The sequence below is a fragment of the Desulfovibrio sp. ZJ369 genome (assembly GCF_011039085.1).
Classification (GTDB): domain Bacteria; phylum Desulfobacterota; class Desulfovibrionia; order Desulfovibrionales; family Desulfovibrionaceae; genus Desulfovibrio.
In genome coordinates, this window is sequence record NZ_JAAKEI010000006.1 from 65,659 (window position 1) to 81,686 (window position 16,028).

At 58.2% G+C, this 16,028-nt stretch carries 12 protein-coding genes and 1 tRNA gene; 1 reads left to right on the forward strand and 12 read right to left on the reverse strand.

Annotated elements, in window-relative coordinates:
* Positions 1-4 precede the first annotated feature (4 nt).
* From G7Y51_RS03385 to rpoB, 3 genes are all read right to left on the reverse strand, one after another.
* A complete protein-coding gene (locus tag G7Y51_RS03385) occupies positions 5-946 on the reverse strand; it encodes a respiratory nitrate reductase subunit gamma (RefSeq protein WP_165174983.1) in 942 nt (313 codons plus the stop codon).
* 522 nt (positions 947-1,468) lie between these two features.
* Positions 1,469-5,641, reverse strand: coding sequence for a DNA-directed RNA polymerase subunit beta' (rpoC, locus tag G7Y51_RS03390; protein WP_165174984.1), 4,173 nt, complete (start codon positions 5,639-5,641; stop codon positions 1,469-1,471).
* Positions 5,642-5,714: 73 nt separating this feature from the next.
* Positions 5,715-9,854, reverse strand: a complete 4,140-nt coding sequence (gene rpoB, locus G7Y51_RS03395; RefSeq protein ID WP_165174985.1) for a DNA-directed RNA polymerase subunit beta — start codon at positions 9,852-9,854, stop codon at positions 5,715-5,717.
* A 205-nt stretch (positions 9,855-10,059) separates the two neighbouring features.
* Between rpoB and G7Y51_RS03400 the strand changes: the two genes are divergently transcribed.
* Positions 10,060-10,215: a hypothetical protein gene (locus G7Y51_RS03400; RefSeq protein WP_165174986.1), complete on the forward strand. Its 156-nt coding sequence runs from the start codon at positions 10,060-10,062 to the stop codon at positions 10,213-10,215.
* A 706-nt stretch (positions 10,216-10,921) separates the two neighbouring features.
* Here the strand turns inward: G7Y51_RS03400 and rplL are convergent.
* From rplL to tuf, 9 genes are all read right to left on the reverse strand, one after another.
* Positions 10,922-11,308: a 50S ribosomal protein L7/L12 gene (rplL, locus tag G7Y51_RS03405; RefSeq protein WP_165069087.1), complete on the reverse strand. Its 387-nt coding sequence runs from the start codon at positions 11,306-11,308 to the stop codon at positions 10,922-10,924.
* A gap of 54 nt (positions 11,309-11,362) precedes the next feature.
* Entirely contained in the window at positions 11,363-11,890 is a 528-nt protein-coding gene (rplJ, locus tag G7Y51_RS03410) for a 50S ribosomal protein L10 (protein ID WP_165174987.1), read from the reverse strand.
* Positions 11,891-12,196: 306 nt separating this feature from the next.
* On the reverse strand, positions 12,197-12,904 hold the full coding sequence (gene rplA / locus G7Y51_RS03415) for a 50S ribosomal protein L1 (protein ID WP_165175021.1): 708 nt from the start codon (positions 12,902-12,904) through the stop codon (positions 12,197-12,199).
* A gap of 154 nt (positions 12,905-13,058) precedes the next feature.
* Positions 13,059-13,481 (reverse strand): 50S ribosomal protein L11, encoded by a 423-nt coding sequence (gene rplK, locus G7Y51_RS03420; RefSeq protein WP_165174988.1) that lies wholly within the window; start codon positions 13,479-13,481, stop codon positions 13,059-13,061.
* A 66-nt stretch (positions 13,482-13,547) separates the two neighbouring features.
* The gene (nusG, locus tag G7Y51_RS03425; RefSeq protein WP_165174989.1) at positions 13,548-14,120 is read right to left on the reverse strand and encodes a transcription termination/antitermination protein NusG; all 573 of its coding nucleotides are present in this window, start codon (positions 14,118-14,120) and stop codon (positions 13,548-13,550) included.
* Between the two features lie 8 nt (positions 14,121-14,128).
* Positions 14,129-14,389, reverse strand: coding sequence for a preprotein translocase subunit SecE (gene secE, locus G7Y51_RS03430; RefSeq protein ID WP_165174990.1), 261 nt, complete (start codon positions 14,387-14,389; stop codon positions 14,129-14,131).
* A 22-nt stretch (positions 14,390-14,411) separates the two neighbouring features.
* Positions 14,412-14,488: transfer RNA gene (locus tag G7Y51_RS03435), tRNA-Trp, on the reverse strand.
* Positions 14,489-14,530: 42 nt separating this feature from the next.
* Positions 14,531-14,680, reverse strand: a complete 150-nt coding sequence (gene rpmG / locus G7Y51_RS03440; RefSeq protein ID WP_165069065.1) for a 50S ribosomal protein L33 — start codon at positions 14,678-14,680, stop codon at positions 14,531-14,533.
* Positions 14,681-14,683: 3 nt separating this feature from the next.
* Positions 14,684-15,877 (reverse strand): elongation factor Tu, encoded by a 1,194-nt coding sequence (gene tuf / locus G7Y51_RS03445; RefSeq protein WP_165069061.1) that lies wholly within the window; start codon positions 15,875-15,877, stop codon positions 14,684-14,686.
* Positions 15,878-16,028: the final 151 nt, after the last annotated feature.

The window sequence follows — 16,028 nt, forward strand, 5'->3', positions numbered from 1 at the left end:
CTCCCTAGTCTTCTTTCTTGGGTGCTGCGGGATTGGTGGTGGCCACATCCACCCAGGTCTTGGGCTTGCCGTCGCCGGCGATGTGGTCGGCGGACCAGGTCACGTTATATTTGAGCGCATCGGCGATTTTCTGCTTGTTCTTGTCGCTGTAGTTGGTGGGTTCGTCGCCCCAGCGAATGTCATGATAGGTGAAATACTTCATGAAAAGATGCCCCATGTGGGTCATGGGGATCCAGACCAGCAGGAAAAAGCCCACCAGCAGCTGCAACGCGAAGAGCGTGCTGGTCTGGGGCGCGAAGTTGAAGGTAATCAGGTTGCAGATAAAGGTGCGCGCCAGCTCGAAATACGAGGGGTTCACGGCCCAGGCCGCCAGGCCCAGAATGCCGAAGAGCACAAAGACCAGCAGGTTGAAGTAATGTTCGGGCGTGGTGTATTTTCTCAGGCCCTCGTCGTTCATGCGGCGCAAGACCAGCGCGGTGCCGCCGCCGATGAAGCAGAGCGTGCCGACCAGGCTCACGGCGTTAATCACGTTGCCCACAAAGATCATGAAGCCGCCGTGAGGATCGAGGCCGCAGAGCTGGGCAATGGCCGAGAGAAGTACGATGATCGTGCCGCCCATGAGCAGGTACATGCCCACATGGAAAGGATAGGTGCGGATCCAGAGCCTGGGATTGTGCTCAAGGGTGGCGTGCAGCGCGAGCACTTCGATGAGCAGGGCCTTGAGGTCGCCCCAGTGCGAGACATGGCGGGGCTTTGTCCACCAGTCTTTTTCTTCCATGAAGCTGCCGCCGTACGAGGTTTTCTCGCTGCCCTCATGAGGCACGGGGTACAGCTCCCAGCGCGCATGCAGAGGACTGGCCGCCAGATAGGATTTGATTTTTGTGTAGGCCAGGCAAATGAAGCCGACTACCGCCAAGTAGCCCAAGATGTAAAACAAAATGGTCATGCGTTTTCTCCCGTAAGTCAAGATGCCGCTGCATCATGGGTTTGCCGGAGCGCCGGCCCCAAGCCGTCGCCGCCGCAACAAGCCCGGCATACGCCTGCTTGCCTTTCAACCTCTCCCCAATGGCGCACGCACCCGCCGCTTTGTACCCGTGCTATCAGGAATTGGTTACAAAAGCGGGAAAGTCAAGGTGTGTGCCAAGTCACCTTTGATAACGAAAATTCACAAAAATGCAAAGATCTTGCTGTGATTGTAAGGAAGTGCGGCAATCGTGACTGAAATAATTTTATTTAAATAAATCCACTGGATTATCGGAGAAAAAGATTCCGTAAATTTTTTTTGGGGCTGGAGCGAAAAAAAATTTTTCTGTCAGGGGAGGGGGGGGCAGAAGAGAGCGTTTTGCTCATGGAAGTAGCGAAACGCTCTCACTGAAAGTTTCTCAGAATCCGATCCAACGGAAGGAATCACCCGCAACAAGCCCCGGACGGCAGCCGTCCGGGGCTTGTTGCGGGTGAGAGCGTCGCGCTACTGGTTGAGATCCACCAGCACGGGATTTTCTTCCAGATCCTCCAGGAACTTGTCGGGCCGCTCTTTCTGATCCGGCACTTCGATGTCGCCGTGTACATATTCGCGGTAGCCTGTACCCGCCGGAATCAGGCGACCGACAATGACGTTTTCCTTGAGGCCGCGCAAATAATCCATCTTGCCCTTGAGCGAAGCTTCAGTAAGCACCTTGGTGGTTTCCTGGAAGGAAGCCGCGGAGATGAAGGAGGAGGTGGTCAGCGAAGCCTGGGTGATGCCCAGCACCAGCGGCTCGGCCGTAGCCGGCGCGCGGCCGTCGGCAATGGCCTTCTGGTTTTCGGCCTTGAACTCGCTTTTGTCCACCTGTTCGCCCTCCAAAAAGCTGGTGCCCCCGGAGTCGAGAATCGTCACTTTCTTGAGCATCTGGCGCACGATCACTTCGATGTGCTTGTCGTCAATGCCCACGCCCTGGAAGCGGTACACTTCCTGTATTTCATCCACCAGATAGCGGGCCAGGTATTTCTCGCCCCTGGTGCGCAGGATGTCATGCAGTTCGGGATAGCCTTCGGTGAGGGGATCGCCTGCCTCCACAAAGTCGCCGTCCGCGGCGGTGATGTGTTTGCCCTTGGGCACGAGGTATTCCTTGGCCTCGCCGATTTCCGGCGTGACCACCAGCTTGCGCTTGCCCTTGGACTCGCCCGCATAGGTGACAGTGCCCGCGATTTCGGAAACCACAGCCATATCCTTGGGCTTGCGCACTTCAAAAAGCTCGGCCACGCGCGGCAGGCCGCCCACGATATCCTTGGTCTTGGAAGTTTCGCGGGGCTTGCGGGCGATAATATCGCCTGCCTGGATGCTCTCGCCGTCCTTGACCATGATGATCGAACCCACGGGCAGGCTGTAAACAGCCGCGGCCGTGCCGTGAACGCGCTTCTTGACATTGCCGTTTTCGTCGCAGACGGAAATCGAGGGCCGGAAGTTGGTGGTGCGGTACTCCATGATGGTCAGCGAAGCCTGGCGGGTGACGTCGTCCACCTTTTCCTGCACGGTCTTGCCGTCAATGATGTCGGTGAAACGGATCACGCCCTCTTCTTCCGCCACAAAGGGCTCGTTGAAGGGATCCCATTCGGCCAGCACCACGCCCTTGGCGACTTCCTGGCCGTCATGGACCAGCAGGCGCGCGCCGTTGGGCAGGATGTATTTCTCCCGTTCGCGGCCCTGCGCATCCACGATGGTCAGCTGGCCGCTCTTGCCGAGCACCAGTTCCGCGCCGTCGCGGTTGGTCACGGCCCGCACGCGGTTCAGAATCACCCGGCCCGCGTTCTGGGCCTCGAACTTGTTCTTTTCAATGGTGCTGGAGGCCGTGCCGCCGATGTGGAAGGTGCGCATGGTCAACTGCGTGCCCGGCTCGCCGATGGACTGGGCAGCGATGATGCCCACGGTCTCGCCGGTGTTCACCAGATGGCCGCGCGCCAGATCCCGGCCATAGCAGAGCGCGCAGATGCCGCGCTCCGATTGGCAGGTCAGGGGCGAGCGCACGGTCACTGAGGCAATGCCCTTGTCGCTGATCAGCCTGGCTTCAGTTTCCGTGATCATGGTATTCTCAGGGAGCAGGATTTTTTCCGGCTCGTCCGGGTCATACACAGGGTAGAGCAGCACGCGCCCGACGATCCGCTCGGCCAGCGGCGTCTTGATATCCCCGCCTTCCTTGAGGTGGCTCAGCTCAATGCCGTCCACCGTGCCGCAGTCGTGCTCGGAAACAATCACGTCCTGGACCACGTCCACCAGGCGGCGGGTCAGGTAGCCGGAGTTGGCCGTTTTCAGGGCCGTATCCGCAAGGCCCTTGCGCGCGCCGTGCGTGGAGGTGAAGTACTGCAACACCGAAAGCCCTTCCCGGAAGGAAGAGGTGATCGGCGTTTCAATGATTTCGCCCGATGGTTTGGCCATCAGACCGCGCATGCCCGCAAGCTGGCGCATCTGATCCTGATTGCCGCGCGCGCCGGAGTTGGACATCATGAAGATCGGGTTGAAGCTCTGGTTTTTCTCCTGCTTGCCGGTCTTCGGATCCGTGAGCACGTCATAGGAGATCTCTTTGGTCATTTCCGTGGAAACGTCCTGCGTGGCCTTGGTCCAGACATCCACCACCTTGTTGTATTTCTCGGTACGGGTGATGATGCCGTCCCGGTACTGGTGCTCAATGTCGTCCACTTCAGCCTGCGAGGCTTCCAGGATGCTTTTTTTGGCGGCGGGGATGGTGAGATCCTTGACGCCGATGGTCACGCCCGCGCGGGTGGCGAATTCGTAGCCCATGTCCTTGAGCTTGTCGCAGAGAATGACCGTGGCCTTGATGCCGCACTGGCGGTAGGCCGCGCCCACCAGCCGGGCGATATTTTTCTTGGTCAGGACGCAGTTGACCAGTTCAAAGGAAAGTTCCGGGGGCAGAATGTCGCTGACCAGCACGCGGCCGGGCGTGGTCTGGACGGGCTCCCCGCCCTCGTGCATACGCACCTTGATCCGGGCATGCAGGGAGACCTGATCCGCGTCATAGGCCGCCTCCACTTCCCAGGGCGCGCAGAAGGTCATGCCCTCGCCCTTTTCAAAGCTGCGCTCCACGGTCATGTAGTAGAGGCCCAGCACAATGTCCTGCGAAGGCACGATGACCGGGCCGCCGTTGGCCGGGGAAAGAATGTTGTTGGTGCTCATCATCAGCACGCGGCATTCGATCTGGGCTTCCACGGAAAGCGGAATGTGCACGGCCATCTGGTCGCCGTCAAAGTCCGCGTTGTAGGCCGAGCAGACCAGCGGATGCAGGCGGATGGCCTTGCCTTCCACCAGCAGAGGCTCAAAGGCCTGGATGCCCAGACGGTGCAGGGTCGGCGCGCGGTTGAGCAGAATGGGGTATTCGCGCACCACTTCCGAAAGGATGTCCCAGACCACCAGTTCCTCGCGCTCCACCATCTTTTTGGCGCTCTTGATGGTGGAGGCATGGCCGCGTTTTTCCAGCTCCGAGTAAATGAAGGGCTTGAAGAGCTCCAGAGCCATCTTTTTGGGCAGGCCGCACTGATGCAGCTTCAGGTACGGGCCCACGGTGATCACCGAACGGCCCGAGTAGTCCACGCGTTTGCCCAGCAGATTCTGGCGGAAGCGGCCCTGCTTGCCCTTGATCATGTCGGAGAGGGATTTCAACGGGCGGCCGTTGGTTCCGGCAATGGCCCGGCCGCGGCGGCCGTTATCAAAGAGCGCGTCCACGGCTTCCTGAAGCATGCGCTTTTCATTGCGGATGATGATTTCCGGCGCGCCCAGCTCCATGAGCCGCTTGAGGCGGTTGTTGCGGTTGATCACCCGGCGGTAGAGGTCGTTGAGATCCGAGGTGGCGAAACGGCCGCCGTCCAGGGGGACCAGAGGACGCAGCTCCGGCGGGATGACCGGAATCACTTCCATAATCATCCATTCGGGCTTGTTCTGGGACTCCAGAAAAGCTTCCACGATTTTCAGGCGCTTGGTCAGCTTTTTCTTCTTGGTCTGGCTCTTGGTGCCCTCGCTTTCCTCGCGCAGCTCCACGCGCAGCTTTTCCAGATCCAGCTCTTCCAGCAGGCTGCGCACGGCTTCGGCGCCCATGCCCACAGTGAGCACATCGTCGCTGCCGTAATGGTCCAGAATCTGCAGATACTGATCCTCGGAAATGACCTGGCGCTTCTGCAAGTTGGTCTGGCCCGGATCCAGAACAATATAGGAGTCGAAGTAGAGCACCTTTTCCAGATCAGCCATGGTCATATCCAACAGCGTGCCGATCTTGGAAGGCAGGGTCTTCAGAAACCAGATATGGGCCACGGGCGCGGCCAGCTCAATGTGCCCCATGCGCTCGCGCCGCACTTTGGAGGCTATGACTTCCACGCCGCACTTTTCGCAGACAATGCCGCGGTGCTTCATGCGCTTGTACTTGCCGCAGTTGCATTCGTAGTCCTTGACCGGGCCGAAGATCTTGGCGCAGAACAGGCCGTCCCGTTCCGGCTTGAAGGTGCGGTAGTTGATGGTTTCCGGTTTTTTCACTTCGCCGTACGACCATTCGCGAATGGCCTCCGGCGAGGCGATGGAAATCTGGATGGCTTTCAGATTGCGGATGTTGGTCACATTGGCCGACGTGCCGCGAGCGGTGAAAAGATCGTCCAGGCTCATATATGTCTACCTTGCTTTGTAAAAGCTCGTTTGGAATCGTTACAGCAATCCGTGCGCGGGCCGCGGCGGGCGTTTATTCCGCCTCGTCGTCGCGTTCGCGCATATAGCCCACGCGCTTGGGTTTTTTCTTGCCTTCTTCCTGGTGCAGGGTCACGTTGAGCCCGAGGCTCATCAGTTCCTTGACCAGGACGTTGAAGGATTCGGGCAGGCCGGCTTCCAGGAAGTTGTCGCCCTTGACGATTTTTTCATACATTTTTACGCGCCCGGTCACGTCGTCGGACTTGACCGTCAGGAATTCCTGGAGCAGGTAGGCCGCGCCATACGCCTCCAGGGCCCAGACTTCCATTTCGCCCAAACGCTGCCCGCCGAACTGGGCCTTGCCGCCCAAAGGCTGCTGGGTGACCAGGGAGTAGGGGCCCGTGGAACGGGCATGGATTTTCTCGTCCACCAGGTGATGCAGCTTGAGGATGTACATGACGCCCGTAGTGACCCTGTTTTTAAAGGGTACGCCGGTACGGCCGTCATAAAGCGTGGTCTTGCCGTCGTTGGCAAGCCCGGCCTTGTCCATCCAGCCCCAGATTTCCTCTTCCGTGGCGCCGTCAAAGACCGGGGTCTTGGTGACGATGCCGTTGCGCAGTTTTTTGACCGAGGCGACAAATTCCTCGTCGTCCATTTCGTCAATCAGGGCGCTGATTTCTTCGGAGGCGAAAACCTCCTTGGCTTCTTTGCGCGCCACCTGGAGGGCCGCGCCGGAATCCACCAGCTCGGCCAGTTGGCGGCCCAGTTCTTTGGCGCCCCAGCCCAGATGGGTTTCCATGATCTGGCCGATGTTCATGCGCGAAGGCACGCCCAGGGGGTTGAGCACAATATCCACGGGCCGCCCGTCGGCAAAGAAGGGCATGTCCTCTTCCGGCAGGATGCAGGAGACCACGCCCTTGTTGCCGTGGCGGCCGGCCATTTTGTCGCCCACCGAGAGTTTGCGCTTGATGGCGATATGCACTTTGACCATCTTGATCACGCCCGGGGGCAGATCGTCACCTTCGGTGACTTTTTCGCGCTTGGCGTCATAAATGGCTTTGAGGTAGTCCACCTCGTGATCGTAGGTCTTGAGCAGATCGGTCACGGTGTCGTTGACTTCCTTGCTCTTGAACAGTCCGGCCAGCTTCTTGACGGGCAGAGCATTGAGTTGTTCCTCGGTAAGAGCCGCGCCGGCTTCCACCAGCATTTCGCCCTTTTTCTTTCCCGGCACGGAGGTCGCCGTCTGCTTGCCCAGCACATGCGGAGCCAGCAGAACACGGGTGCGATCCGTCAGGGCGCGCATGTGATCGGCTTCCTTCTGATCCAGCACGGCCGTGTCGTGGGCCTCAATGGCCAGAGTGCGCTCGTCCTTCTCGCCGGAGCGGCGGTTGAAGACCTTCACGTCGATGATCGTGCCTTCCACTCCCGGCGGCACCTTGAGGGAGGTGTTTTTCACATCCCGGGCCTTTTCGCCGAAAATGGCGCGCAAAAGCTTTTCTTCCGGGGTGAGCTGCGTCTCGCCCTTGGGCGTGATTTTGCCGACCAGAATATCGTCGGGCTTGACCGCCGCGCCGATGCGGATGATCCCGCTGTCGTCCAGGTTGCGCAGCATATCCTCGCTGACGTTGGGAATATCGCGAGTGATTTCCTCGGGCCCCAGCTTGGTGTCGCGGGCAACCACCTCGAATTCTTCAATATGGATGGAGGTGAAGACGTCCTCTTTGACCGTGCGCTCGGAAATCAGGATGGAGTCTTCATAGTTGTAGCCGCACCAGGGCATGAAGGCCACCACCAGGTTTTTGCCCAGCGCAAGCTGCCCTTCGTCGATGCCCGGGCCGTCGGCGAGAATCTGGCCTTTTTTGATGATCTGACCCGGATAGCACGTCGGTTTCTGGCCGAAGCAGGAATTCTGGTTGGACTTGTGGAACTTGAGCAGATCATAGGCGCGCACGCCGCCCTGCGCTTTGTACAAATCGCCTTCATAGGCCACCACAATGCGATCCGCATCCACATAGGCCACTTTGCCGTCGGCCGGCGCCACGATGCAGGCCCCGGAATCGCGGGCCACGTCCACTTCCATGCCCGTGCCCACCAAGGGCTTTTCCGAGCGCAGCAGCGGCACGGCCTGACGCTGCATGTTGGAACCCATCAGGGCGCGGTTGGCGTCGTCATGTTCCAGAAAGGGAATCAGGGCCGCGGAAATGGAAACCATCTGACTGGGCGAAATGTCCATGAGAGTCACTTCGTCGCGGTGGCGCATTTCCACTTCGCCCCTGACGCGCACGGTGACGAATTCGTCCAGCAGATTGCCTTCGGCGTCAATGCGGGCGTTGGCCTGGGCCACCACCTGATCGCCCTCGCGCGAGGCGTCCAGATGCACGACCTCGTTGGTCAGCCTGCCGCTGCGCACCACCCGGTAGGGGGTTTCGATGAAGCCGTAGTCATTGACCTTGGCAAAGGTGGTCAGGGAGACGATCAGGCCGATGTTCGGGCCTTCGGGCGTCTCAATGGGGCAAATGCGGCCGTAGTGCGAGGTATGCACGTCGCGCACTTCAAAACCCGCGCGCTCGCGCGTCAGACCGCCGGGGCCCAGAGCGGAGAGACGACGCTTATGGGTGACCTCGGAGAGCGAGTTGGTCTGATCCATGAATTGCGAGAGCTGGGAGGTGCCGAAGAATTCCTTGAGCACCGCGGCCACCGGCTTGGGGTTGATCAGATCGTGGGGCATGAGCGTGGAGATTTCCTGAAGGCTCATGCGCTCCTTGATGGCACGCTCCATGCGCACCAGGCCGATGCGGTACTGATTTTCCACCAGCTCGCCCACCAGACGCACGCGGCGGTTGCCCAAATGGTCGATATCGTCGGCCGGGCCGTGGCTGTCCTTGAGCTGGACCAGCACCTTGATGGCCGTGAGAATGTCCTTGTCGGTCAGCGTGCGCAGATCCGCGGGCTCGTCCAGTTCCAGACGCTGATTGAGCTTGTAGCGGCCCACCGGCGAAAGGTCGTAGTAATCGGCATTGCGGAAGAGATTGTCAAAGAAGCTGGCCGCAATCTCAGCCGTGGGCGGCGAGGACGGGCGCAGACGGCGATAGATTTCTTCCTGGGCTTTTTGCTGATCCGGAATGCGATCCAGCACCAGCGTATCGCGAATGGAAGAAGAGGTGTCCGTGCCTTTGGTGTGCAACACGGAAATTCGCTCAATACCGGCTTCGCGCATACGCTCCAGGAGGCCGGGCGTGAGTTCGTCGGCAGCTTCGGCCAGTACTTCGCCGCTCTTGGGAGCCACGGCGTCCTCGGCCAGAAACATGCCGTCCAGCAGATCCGGGCGCACCTCAATGGCCTCAATGCCAGCTTCGCAGATCAGCCGCCAGCTCCGTTTGGTGATGGGCTTGCCCGCTTTGACGAGCACAGTGCCGTCAGGGCCGGCGATGTCCGCATAGGCGTTATCCTTGCGGTAAAGCTCCTTGCGGACTTCCCAGAACAACCTGCCCTGGTCGCCCAGGCGGTAGTGTTCCCGGCTGTAAAAATAGTCGAGGATTTGCTCCTTGCTCATGCCCATGGCCTTGAACAGAATGGTGGCGGGCATTTTGCGGCGGCGGTCAATGCGCACATAAAGGATGTCTTTGTGGTCGAAATCAAAGTCCAGCCAGGATCCGCGCATGGGTATCACCCGGCAGGAGTAGAGCACCTTGCGGCTGGTGTGCGTCTTGCCGCCGTCGTGTTCAAAGATAATGCCGGGCGAGCGCTGCAACTGATTGACAATGACCCGCTCGGTGCCGTTGATGATGAAGGTGCCTTTCTCGGTCATCAGGGGCAGGGTGCCGAAATAGATGTCCTGCTCCTTGATGTCGCGGATGGTGCGGTTGCCCGACGCTTCGTCGGCGTCATACACCACCAGCCGCACCTTGATCCGCATGGGCGCCTCATACGTCAGGCCCTTGGAGATGCACTCGGCCTGATCATACTTGGGCTCGCCTATCTCGTAACTGACAAATTCGAGGCTGGCGGTCTTGTTAAAGTCCTCAATGGGAAAAACTGTGTGGAAAACTCCTTCCAGGCCCTCGTCGGGTCTGCGGTCGGCTTCGGGGACGCCTTCCTGGAGGAACTTCTGATATGAGTCTATCTGCAGGTTCAGCAGATGGGGGATGGGGAGGGAGATCTTGATCTTGCCGAACTGTTTGGTGAGCTGGCCCATGGGTACCTCAAGATAGGTAGCGGTTGCGCCCCGCCTGCAGAACAGGGGGGCCTGTTGCCGCCGACCGCAGGCTGGCGCCGCGGCCGTGTCGGACCCGCCGTACTCCGCGCGCTGGCGGGAGGCGGAGCCGCAACCGGCGGCTGATGAGGCAGCCTGCCGGCGGGCAGGAAATTGCTGTCAATGCGTCTGCAAGCAACGTGCGTCAGTGCCGGAGGAGATGCCGATGACGCGCTGTATTCAGTCCGCGGCAAAAGTGCCGCGCCGTCTGATCCTCCAGGTAGAAAAGTCTCTTGCGCAGGCCATGCGCATGTTCCAGACAGAATTTTTTCAAAAGCAATATGCGCTGCTGTCTGCGGGCTGAGCGTCGATCAACGCTTGGACCGCAGCAAAGGCGACAAAAACCCATTCCCTGTCTGGGAAACAGGGCCTGGGTCTTGCTGTCAGCCTTAAAAAAATATGCGTATACAGTGGGTTATAAAAGCCAGAAAGGAAACCTCCCGTGCTGTTAATTGAACAAAAATAGATACTCAGAAAAAATTATTTTGGCAAGTGTTTTTTGCAGGAAAATTCAGAGCCCTTCAGTCGGGGCGAGCAAGCAATACAATGGAAATAAGCTTATACGCGCATACATGATTATACAGTATTGCAAAAATTGCAACCGCGCATAGCTGCGCTCATCTTGAATATTTCCCAAACCCTTTTGCAGAGTAAAGTCAGGCATGCCAGCAGTTGATGGAGCATAGCCATTGGCCATCTTTCAAAAGCGCCATATATATTTCTTCAGTAAAAAGTTACCATACATACGCATGTCCCATTTTTACCTGATCGTCGTGCGCAGGGCAAGCGCAATGAATTTCGACACTTCTCAAGCGCACAGGGCGCGCCAAGCACGGCGTATGTTTGTGCATCCAGAAAGTTAGAGCGTTTTGCGAATGAAAGTAGCGAAATGCTTGAGAGCAGTTCCCCTTTGAAACTGCTCCAAAGAAAAGAAGGCGGAGTCTTCTGACTCCGCCTTCAAAAAAAAGCAGGAAGGCTTTGTGCGGACACAAAGCCTCGCGGCTGACAATCTACTTGATTTCCACAGTGGCGCCGGCTTCGGTAAGCTGCTTTTTGGCTTCTTCGGCTTCTTCCTTGGAAACGCCTTCCTTCAGGGTGGAGGGAGCGCCGTCAACCTTTTCCTTGGCTTCTTTGAGGCCAAGGCTGGTCAGAGCGCGCACGACCTTGATAACGCCGATCTTGTTGGCGCCGGTTTCCTTGAGGATGACGTCAAACTCGGTCTTTTCCTCAGCGGCGGCGGCATCGCCGCCGGCGGCCGGAGCCGCCATCACCATGGCCGCGGCAGGCGCGGCTGCGGAAACGCCGAATTTGTCTTCCAGTTCCTTGATGAATTCGGAAAGTTCCAAAACAGTCATGTTGGAGATAAACTCAACAACGTCTTCTTTGGTCACGGCCATGATACTCTCCTGATCTTCGGCTTTTGAAAGTTCTGTTGCAAAATGCCTTTCAGCTTATGCAGCGGCTTTTTCCTTCTGCTCCTCAATGCCTTTCAGAGCATAGAGCAAGCCACGCAGCATATTGGCAAACAGCGACACAAAGTTGGTGGGCACGGCGTTCATGGTGCCAAGCAAATGGCCGAGCAACTGCTCCCTGCCGGGCAGTTTGGCCAGAGCTTCCACCTGGGCGGAGGTCATTTCCTTCCCTTCCAGGCTGGCGCAGCGAAGCGTAAACAGCTTGCTTTGCTTGGCAAAATCGTTGAGCGCCTTGGCCACCGCCACAGGGTCGTCGAACCCAAGGGCCACGCCGCAATTCTCATGGAACTTGTCCTTGAGCGCGTCATGCGTGCCGCCGGTCAGAGCAATACGAGCCAGGGTGTTCTTGACGACATGATACTCGCCGCCTGCATTGCGCAGGCTCACCCGCAGGTTCGTCAGCTCTTCCACCGTCATACCCTTGAAGTCCGTCAACACCGCAAAGGAAGCCTGGTCGGCCTTGGCCTTTATGGCTTCAATAATCGCGGCTTTTTCAGACCTGTTCACGTGATACCTCTCACGTTCGGGGTTGCCAGGTGGAATGCCGAGCCAAAGAAGAAGCGTCTGGGCAGGTGATTAAGGGCCAAAGCCCGCCTGCCGTCTTCGACTCGAATTCCGTTTCCTCAGACATCCGGCCTGAGACTGCAATTCAGGCCGGTATAAAAAGCCGAGTTTCAGCTTTTTGTCATGATTGGGAAAAGCGGGATTTTTTTCTTGCGGCACGGAGGAGGATTTTTTGCGCAGTGTACAAAAAGATACCCGACTGGAGCAAAAAACTCGTCTGACGCAGCCACAAGGAAAAAAACGCTTTGCTTAGCCCTCAAGAAATTTCTTCACGAGCGGCATATCAATCTTGAAACCCGGGCCCATGGTGGTGGAAACCGCCATGGACTGCATGTACGCGCCCTTGGCCGCCGAAGGCTTAAGCCGATTGACGGTATCCAGCAACGCCTTGAGGTTGCCCAGAATTTTTTCGGGACCAAAGGAAACTTTGCCCAAGGGGGCATGCAACACGCCGGCTTTGTCGACCTTGAATTCCACGCGACCGGCTTTGAGTTCGCTCACGGCTTTGGCAACGTCAAAGGTGACGGAGCCGGTTTTGGCATTGGGCATCAGACCGCGCGGCCCCAGCAGGCGGCCGATCTGGCCGACCAAAGCCATGACGTCCGGAGTGGCGACTGCGGCGTCAAACTCAAGCCAGCCTTCCTTGACTTTGGCCACCAAATCTTCGGCGCCCACAATATCGGCGCCGGCCTCCCTGGCTTCAGCCTGTTTTTCGCCCTTACAGAACACGGCCACGCGCACTGTCTTGCCCAGGCCGTGCGGCAGGGTGACGGCGCCGCGCACCATCTGGTCTGAGTATTTGGGATCAACGCCCAGGCGGATAGCCACGTCCACGGTTTCATCAAATTTGGCAAAAGCCGCTCCGAGAGACTTGCTGACCGCATCTTCAACACTGAAGCGCTCTTGCAAGTTGTTGCCCTCAAGGGCCTTGCGAAAGTTTTTGCCATGTTTGGGCATGAGATATTCCTTGTCGTTTTGCATCTCCTGCCGCTTTCCGGCATGAGCGGAAAACAGCAGTACAATTGATTTCAACGAGTATGAGCAAAAAAAGCTTCGCTCATCAGCGGGAGCCGCCGCAAGCAGCAGTACGCCCTGGGCGGACTTGCGAAGCTTACTTTATATCAATGCCCATGCTGCGGGCCGTGCCGGCGATGGACTTGATTGCCGATTCCAGGCAAGCGGCATTCAGATCCGGCAATTTCAGCCTGGCGATCTCTTCCACCTGGGCCATGCTCAAGGTGCCCACCTTGTTGCGGTTGGGCTCGCCGGAACCCTTTTCCAGCTTGGCGGCCTTCATGATCAGCACCGAAGCCGGAGGCGTTTTGGTGATGAAAGTGAAGGAGCGGTCGGCAAAAACCGTGATGACAACGGGAATAATCATCCCTTTTTGATCCTGGGTTCTGGCATTGAACTCCTTGCAGAAGCCCATGATGTTCAGGCCGTGCTGGCCCAGGGCCGGGCCTACCGGCGGCGAGGGATTGGCCCCGCCCGCGGGAATCTGCAATTTGATTTTGGCAACTTCTTTTTTGGCCATCTGCGTTATCCTTCGTCGCTCTTTCGTGCGGCTTCCCGATATGTCACGACCGCCGCACGGGGCAAGTTAGCCTTTGGAAACCTGTACAAAATCCAGCTCCACCGGCGTCTGACGACCGAAGATGGAGACGGAGACGCGCAGCTTTCCCTTGTCATAGTTGACATCTTCCACCACGCCGTTGAATCCGCCGAAAGGCCCGTCAATGACGCGGACTTCGTCGCCCCGGTCGAAGTTGAACTTGGGTCGGGGAGTTTCCTGACGTGTTTCCATCAACGCCAAAATGCGCTCGGCGTCGCTGTCGCGCATGGGCGTGGGGCGATTCTTGCCGCCCACAAAACCGGTCACCTTGGGTATGGATTGCACCAAATGCCAGGATAAGTCGGTCATAATCATGCGCACCATCACATAGCCAGGGTAGAACTTGCGCGTTGTTGTGCGCCTTTCTCCACCCTTGGCAAGCTCGATGACCTTTTCGGTGGGTACCACCACCTCCTGGATAAGGCCCTGATCCTGCCCGGTGCGGCTCATCTCGTTGATGGTTTTTTGCACGCGCTGCTCAAAACCCGAATAGGTATGCACAATATACCAGCGAGATTTTTTGCCCAGCTCGGAATTTTCGTCAATAACGGGATCTTTCATAACAGCCTTCAGGACAGAACGGACTTGATCAAAGCCGACAAGCCAAGATCCACAAGCCAGAGAATAAACGCCATCACAGCCACAAAGCCCAATACCGCAAGCGTGGCTTTGCGCGTCTCTTTCAGCGTGGGCCAGGTGACCTTGCGCAGCTCGGCCTTGGAATCTTCCACATAGCGCGCAAAGCGCGTCACGGGATGCGCAAGGCGCGCAAATGGATTCAAGGTCTTCTCTGCCTTGGCGTCAGCGGCTTGAGCCTGTTTTTTTGCCATGATGATACCTAAAGATAAAAAATGGCAGGGCAGGAGGGATTCGAACCCCCAACTTGCGGTTTTGGAGACCGCCGCTCTAGCCGTTAGAGCTACTGCCCTGCGTGCCGTCCGGGGGGCTTGCGCCCCCCGCCGGAAAGTTTGCTACCTGGTTTCGCGATGCACTGTGTGCTTCTTGTCCCAGGGACAATATTTTTTGATTTCCAGCCGCCCGGTCGTATTCTTTTTGTTCTTCCGGGTGCTGTAATTACGCCGTTTGCACTCGGTGCAGGCCAGAATGATGTTGACTCTCATGGTTTACTCGATGATTTCGGTCACCACGCCGGAACCCACCGTGCGGCCGCCTTCGCGAATGGCGAAACGCAGGCCGTTTTCCATGGCGATGGGCGCGATGAGCTCGACGATGAACTGCGAGTTGTCGCCGGGCATAACCATTTCCACGCCCTCGGGCAGGTTGATCACGCCGGTGATGTCAGTGGTGCGGAAGTAGAACTGCGGACGATAGCCCGTGAAGAAGGGGGTGTGACGACCGCCTTCCTCCTTGGAGAGCACATAGACTTCGGCCTTGAACTTTTTGTGAGGCGTAATGGATTTGGGCGCAGCGAGCACCTGGCCGCGTTCCACTTCGTCACGCTTGGTGCCGCGCAGCAGCGCGCCGATATTGTCGCCGGCCTGGCCCTGATCCAGCAGTTTGCGGAACATTTCCACGCCCGTGCAGGTGGTCTTCTGCGTGGGCTTGATGCCCACGATTTCCACTTCGTCGCCCACCTTGAGCACCCCGCGTTCCACACGGCCGGTCACCACGGTGCCGCGCCCGGAGATGGAGAACACGTCTTCAATGGGCATCAGGAAGGGCTTGTCAATGTCGCGCTGCGGTTCGGGAATGAAGTCGTCGCACGCCTGAAGCAGGTCCAGAATGGGCTTGGCGTCGGCGGAGTCGGGGTCGTCGCTTTCCAGTGCCTTCAAAGCGGAGCCGCGGATCACGGGCACGTCGTCGCCGGGGAAGTCATAGGAAGAGAGCAGCTCGCGCACTTCCAGCTCCACCAGTTCCAGCAGTTCTTCGTCATCCACCAGATCGCACTTGTTCAGAAAGACGACGAGCTGCGGCACGCCCACCTGACGGGCCAGCAGAATATGCTCGCGGGTCTGCGGCATGGGGCCGTCAGTGGCGGCCACCACCAGGATGCCGCCGTCCATCTGGGCGGCGCCGGTGATCATATTCTTGATGTAGTCGGCGTGGCCGGGGCAGTCCACATGCGCGTAGTGGCGCTTTTCGGTCTCGTATTCCACATGGGCCGTGGCAATGGTGATGCCGCGTTCCTTTTCTTCGGGAGCCTTGTCGATTTCGTCATAGGAAACGAACTTGCCCGAACCCTTGAGGCCCGCAATCTTGGTGATGGCGGCGGTCAAAGTGGTTTTGCCGTGGTCGATGTGGCCGATAGTGCCGATGTTTACATGGGGCTTTTTGCGTTCATATTTTTCTTTGCCCATTGTACGTCTCCCTGGAAAAAAAGTTTTTGCGGTTTTACGTGCGCTGCGGCTTCAAGGCCTGATGCCCTTGGCAACGTCTGTTCCTCGCGTAACGGCTGAGGCAGGGCCAAGCCGCGAACGACCGTCGTCGCTGCCAGCATTCAATCCCTGG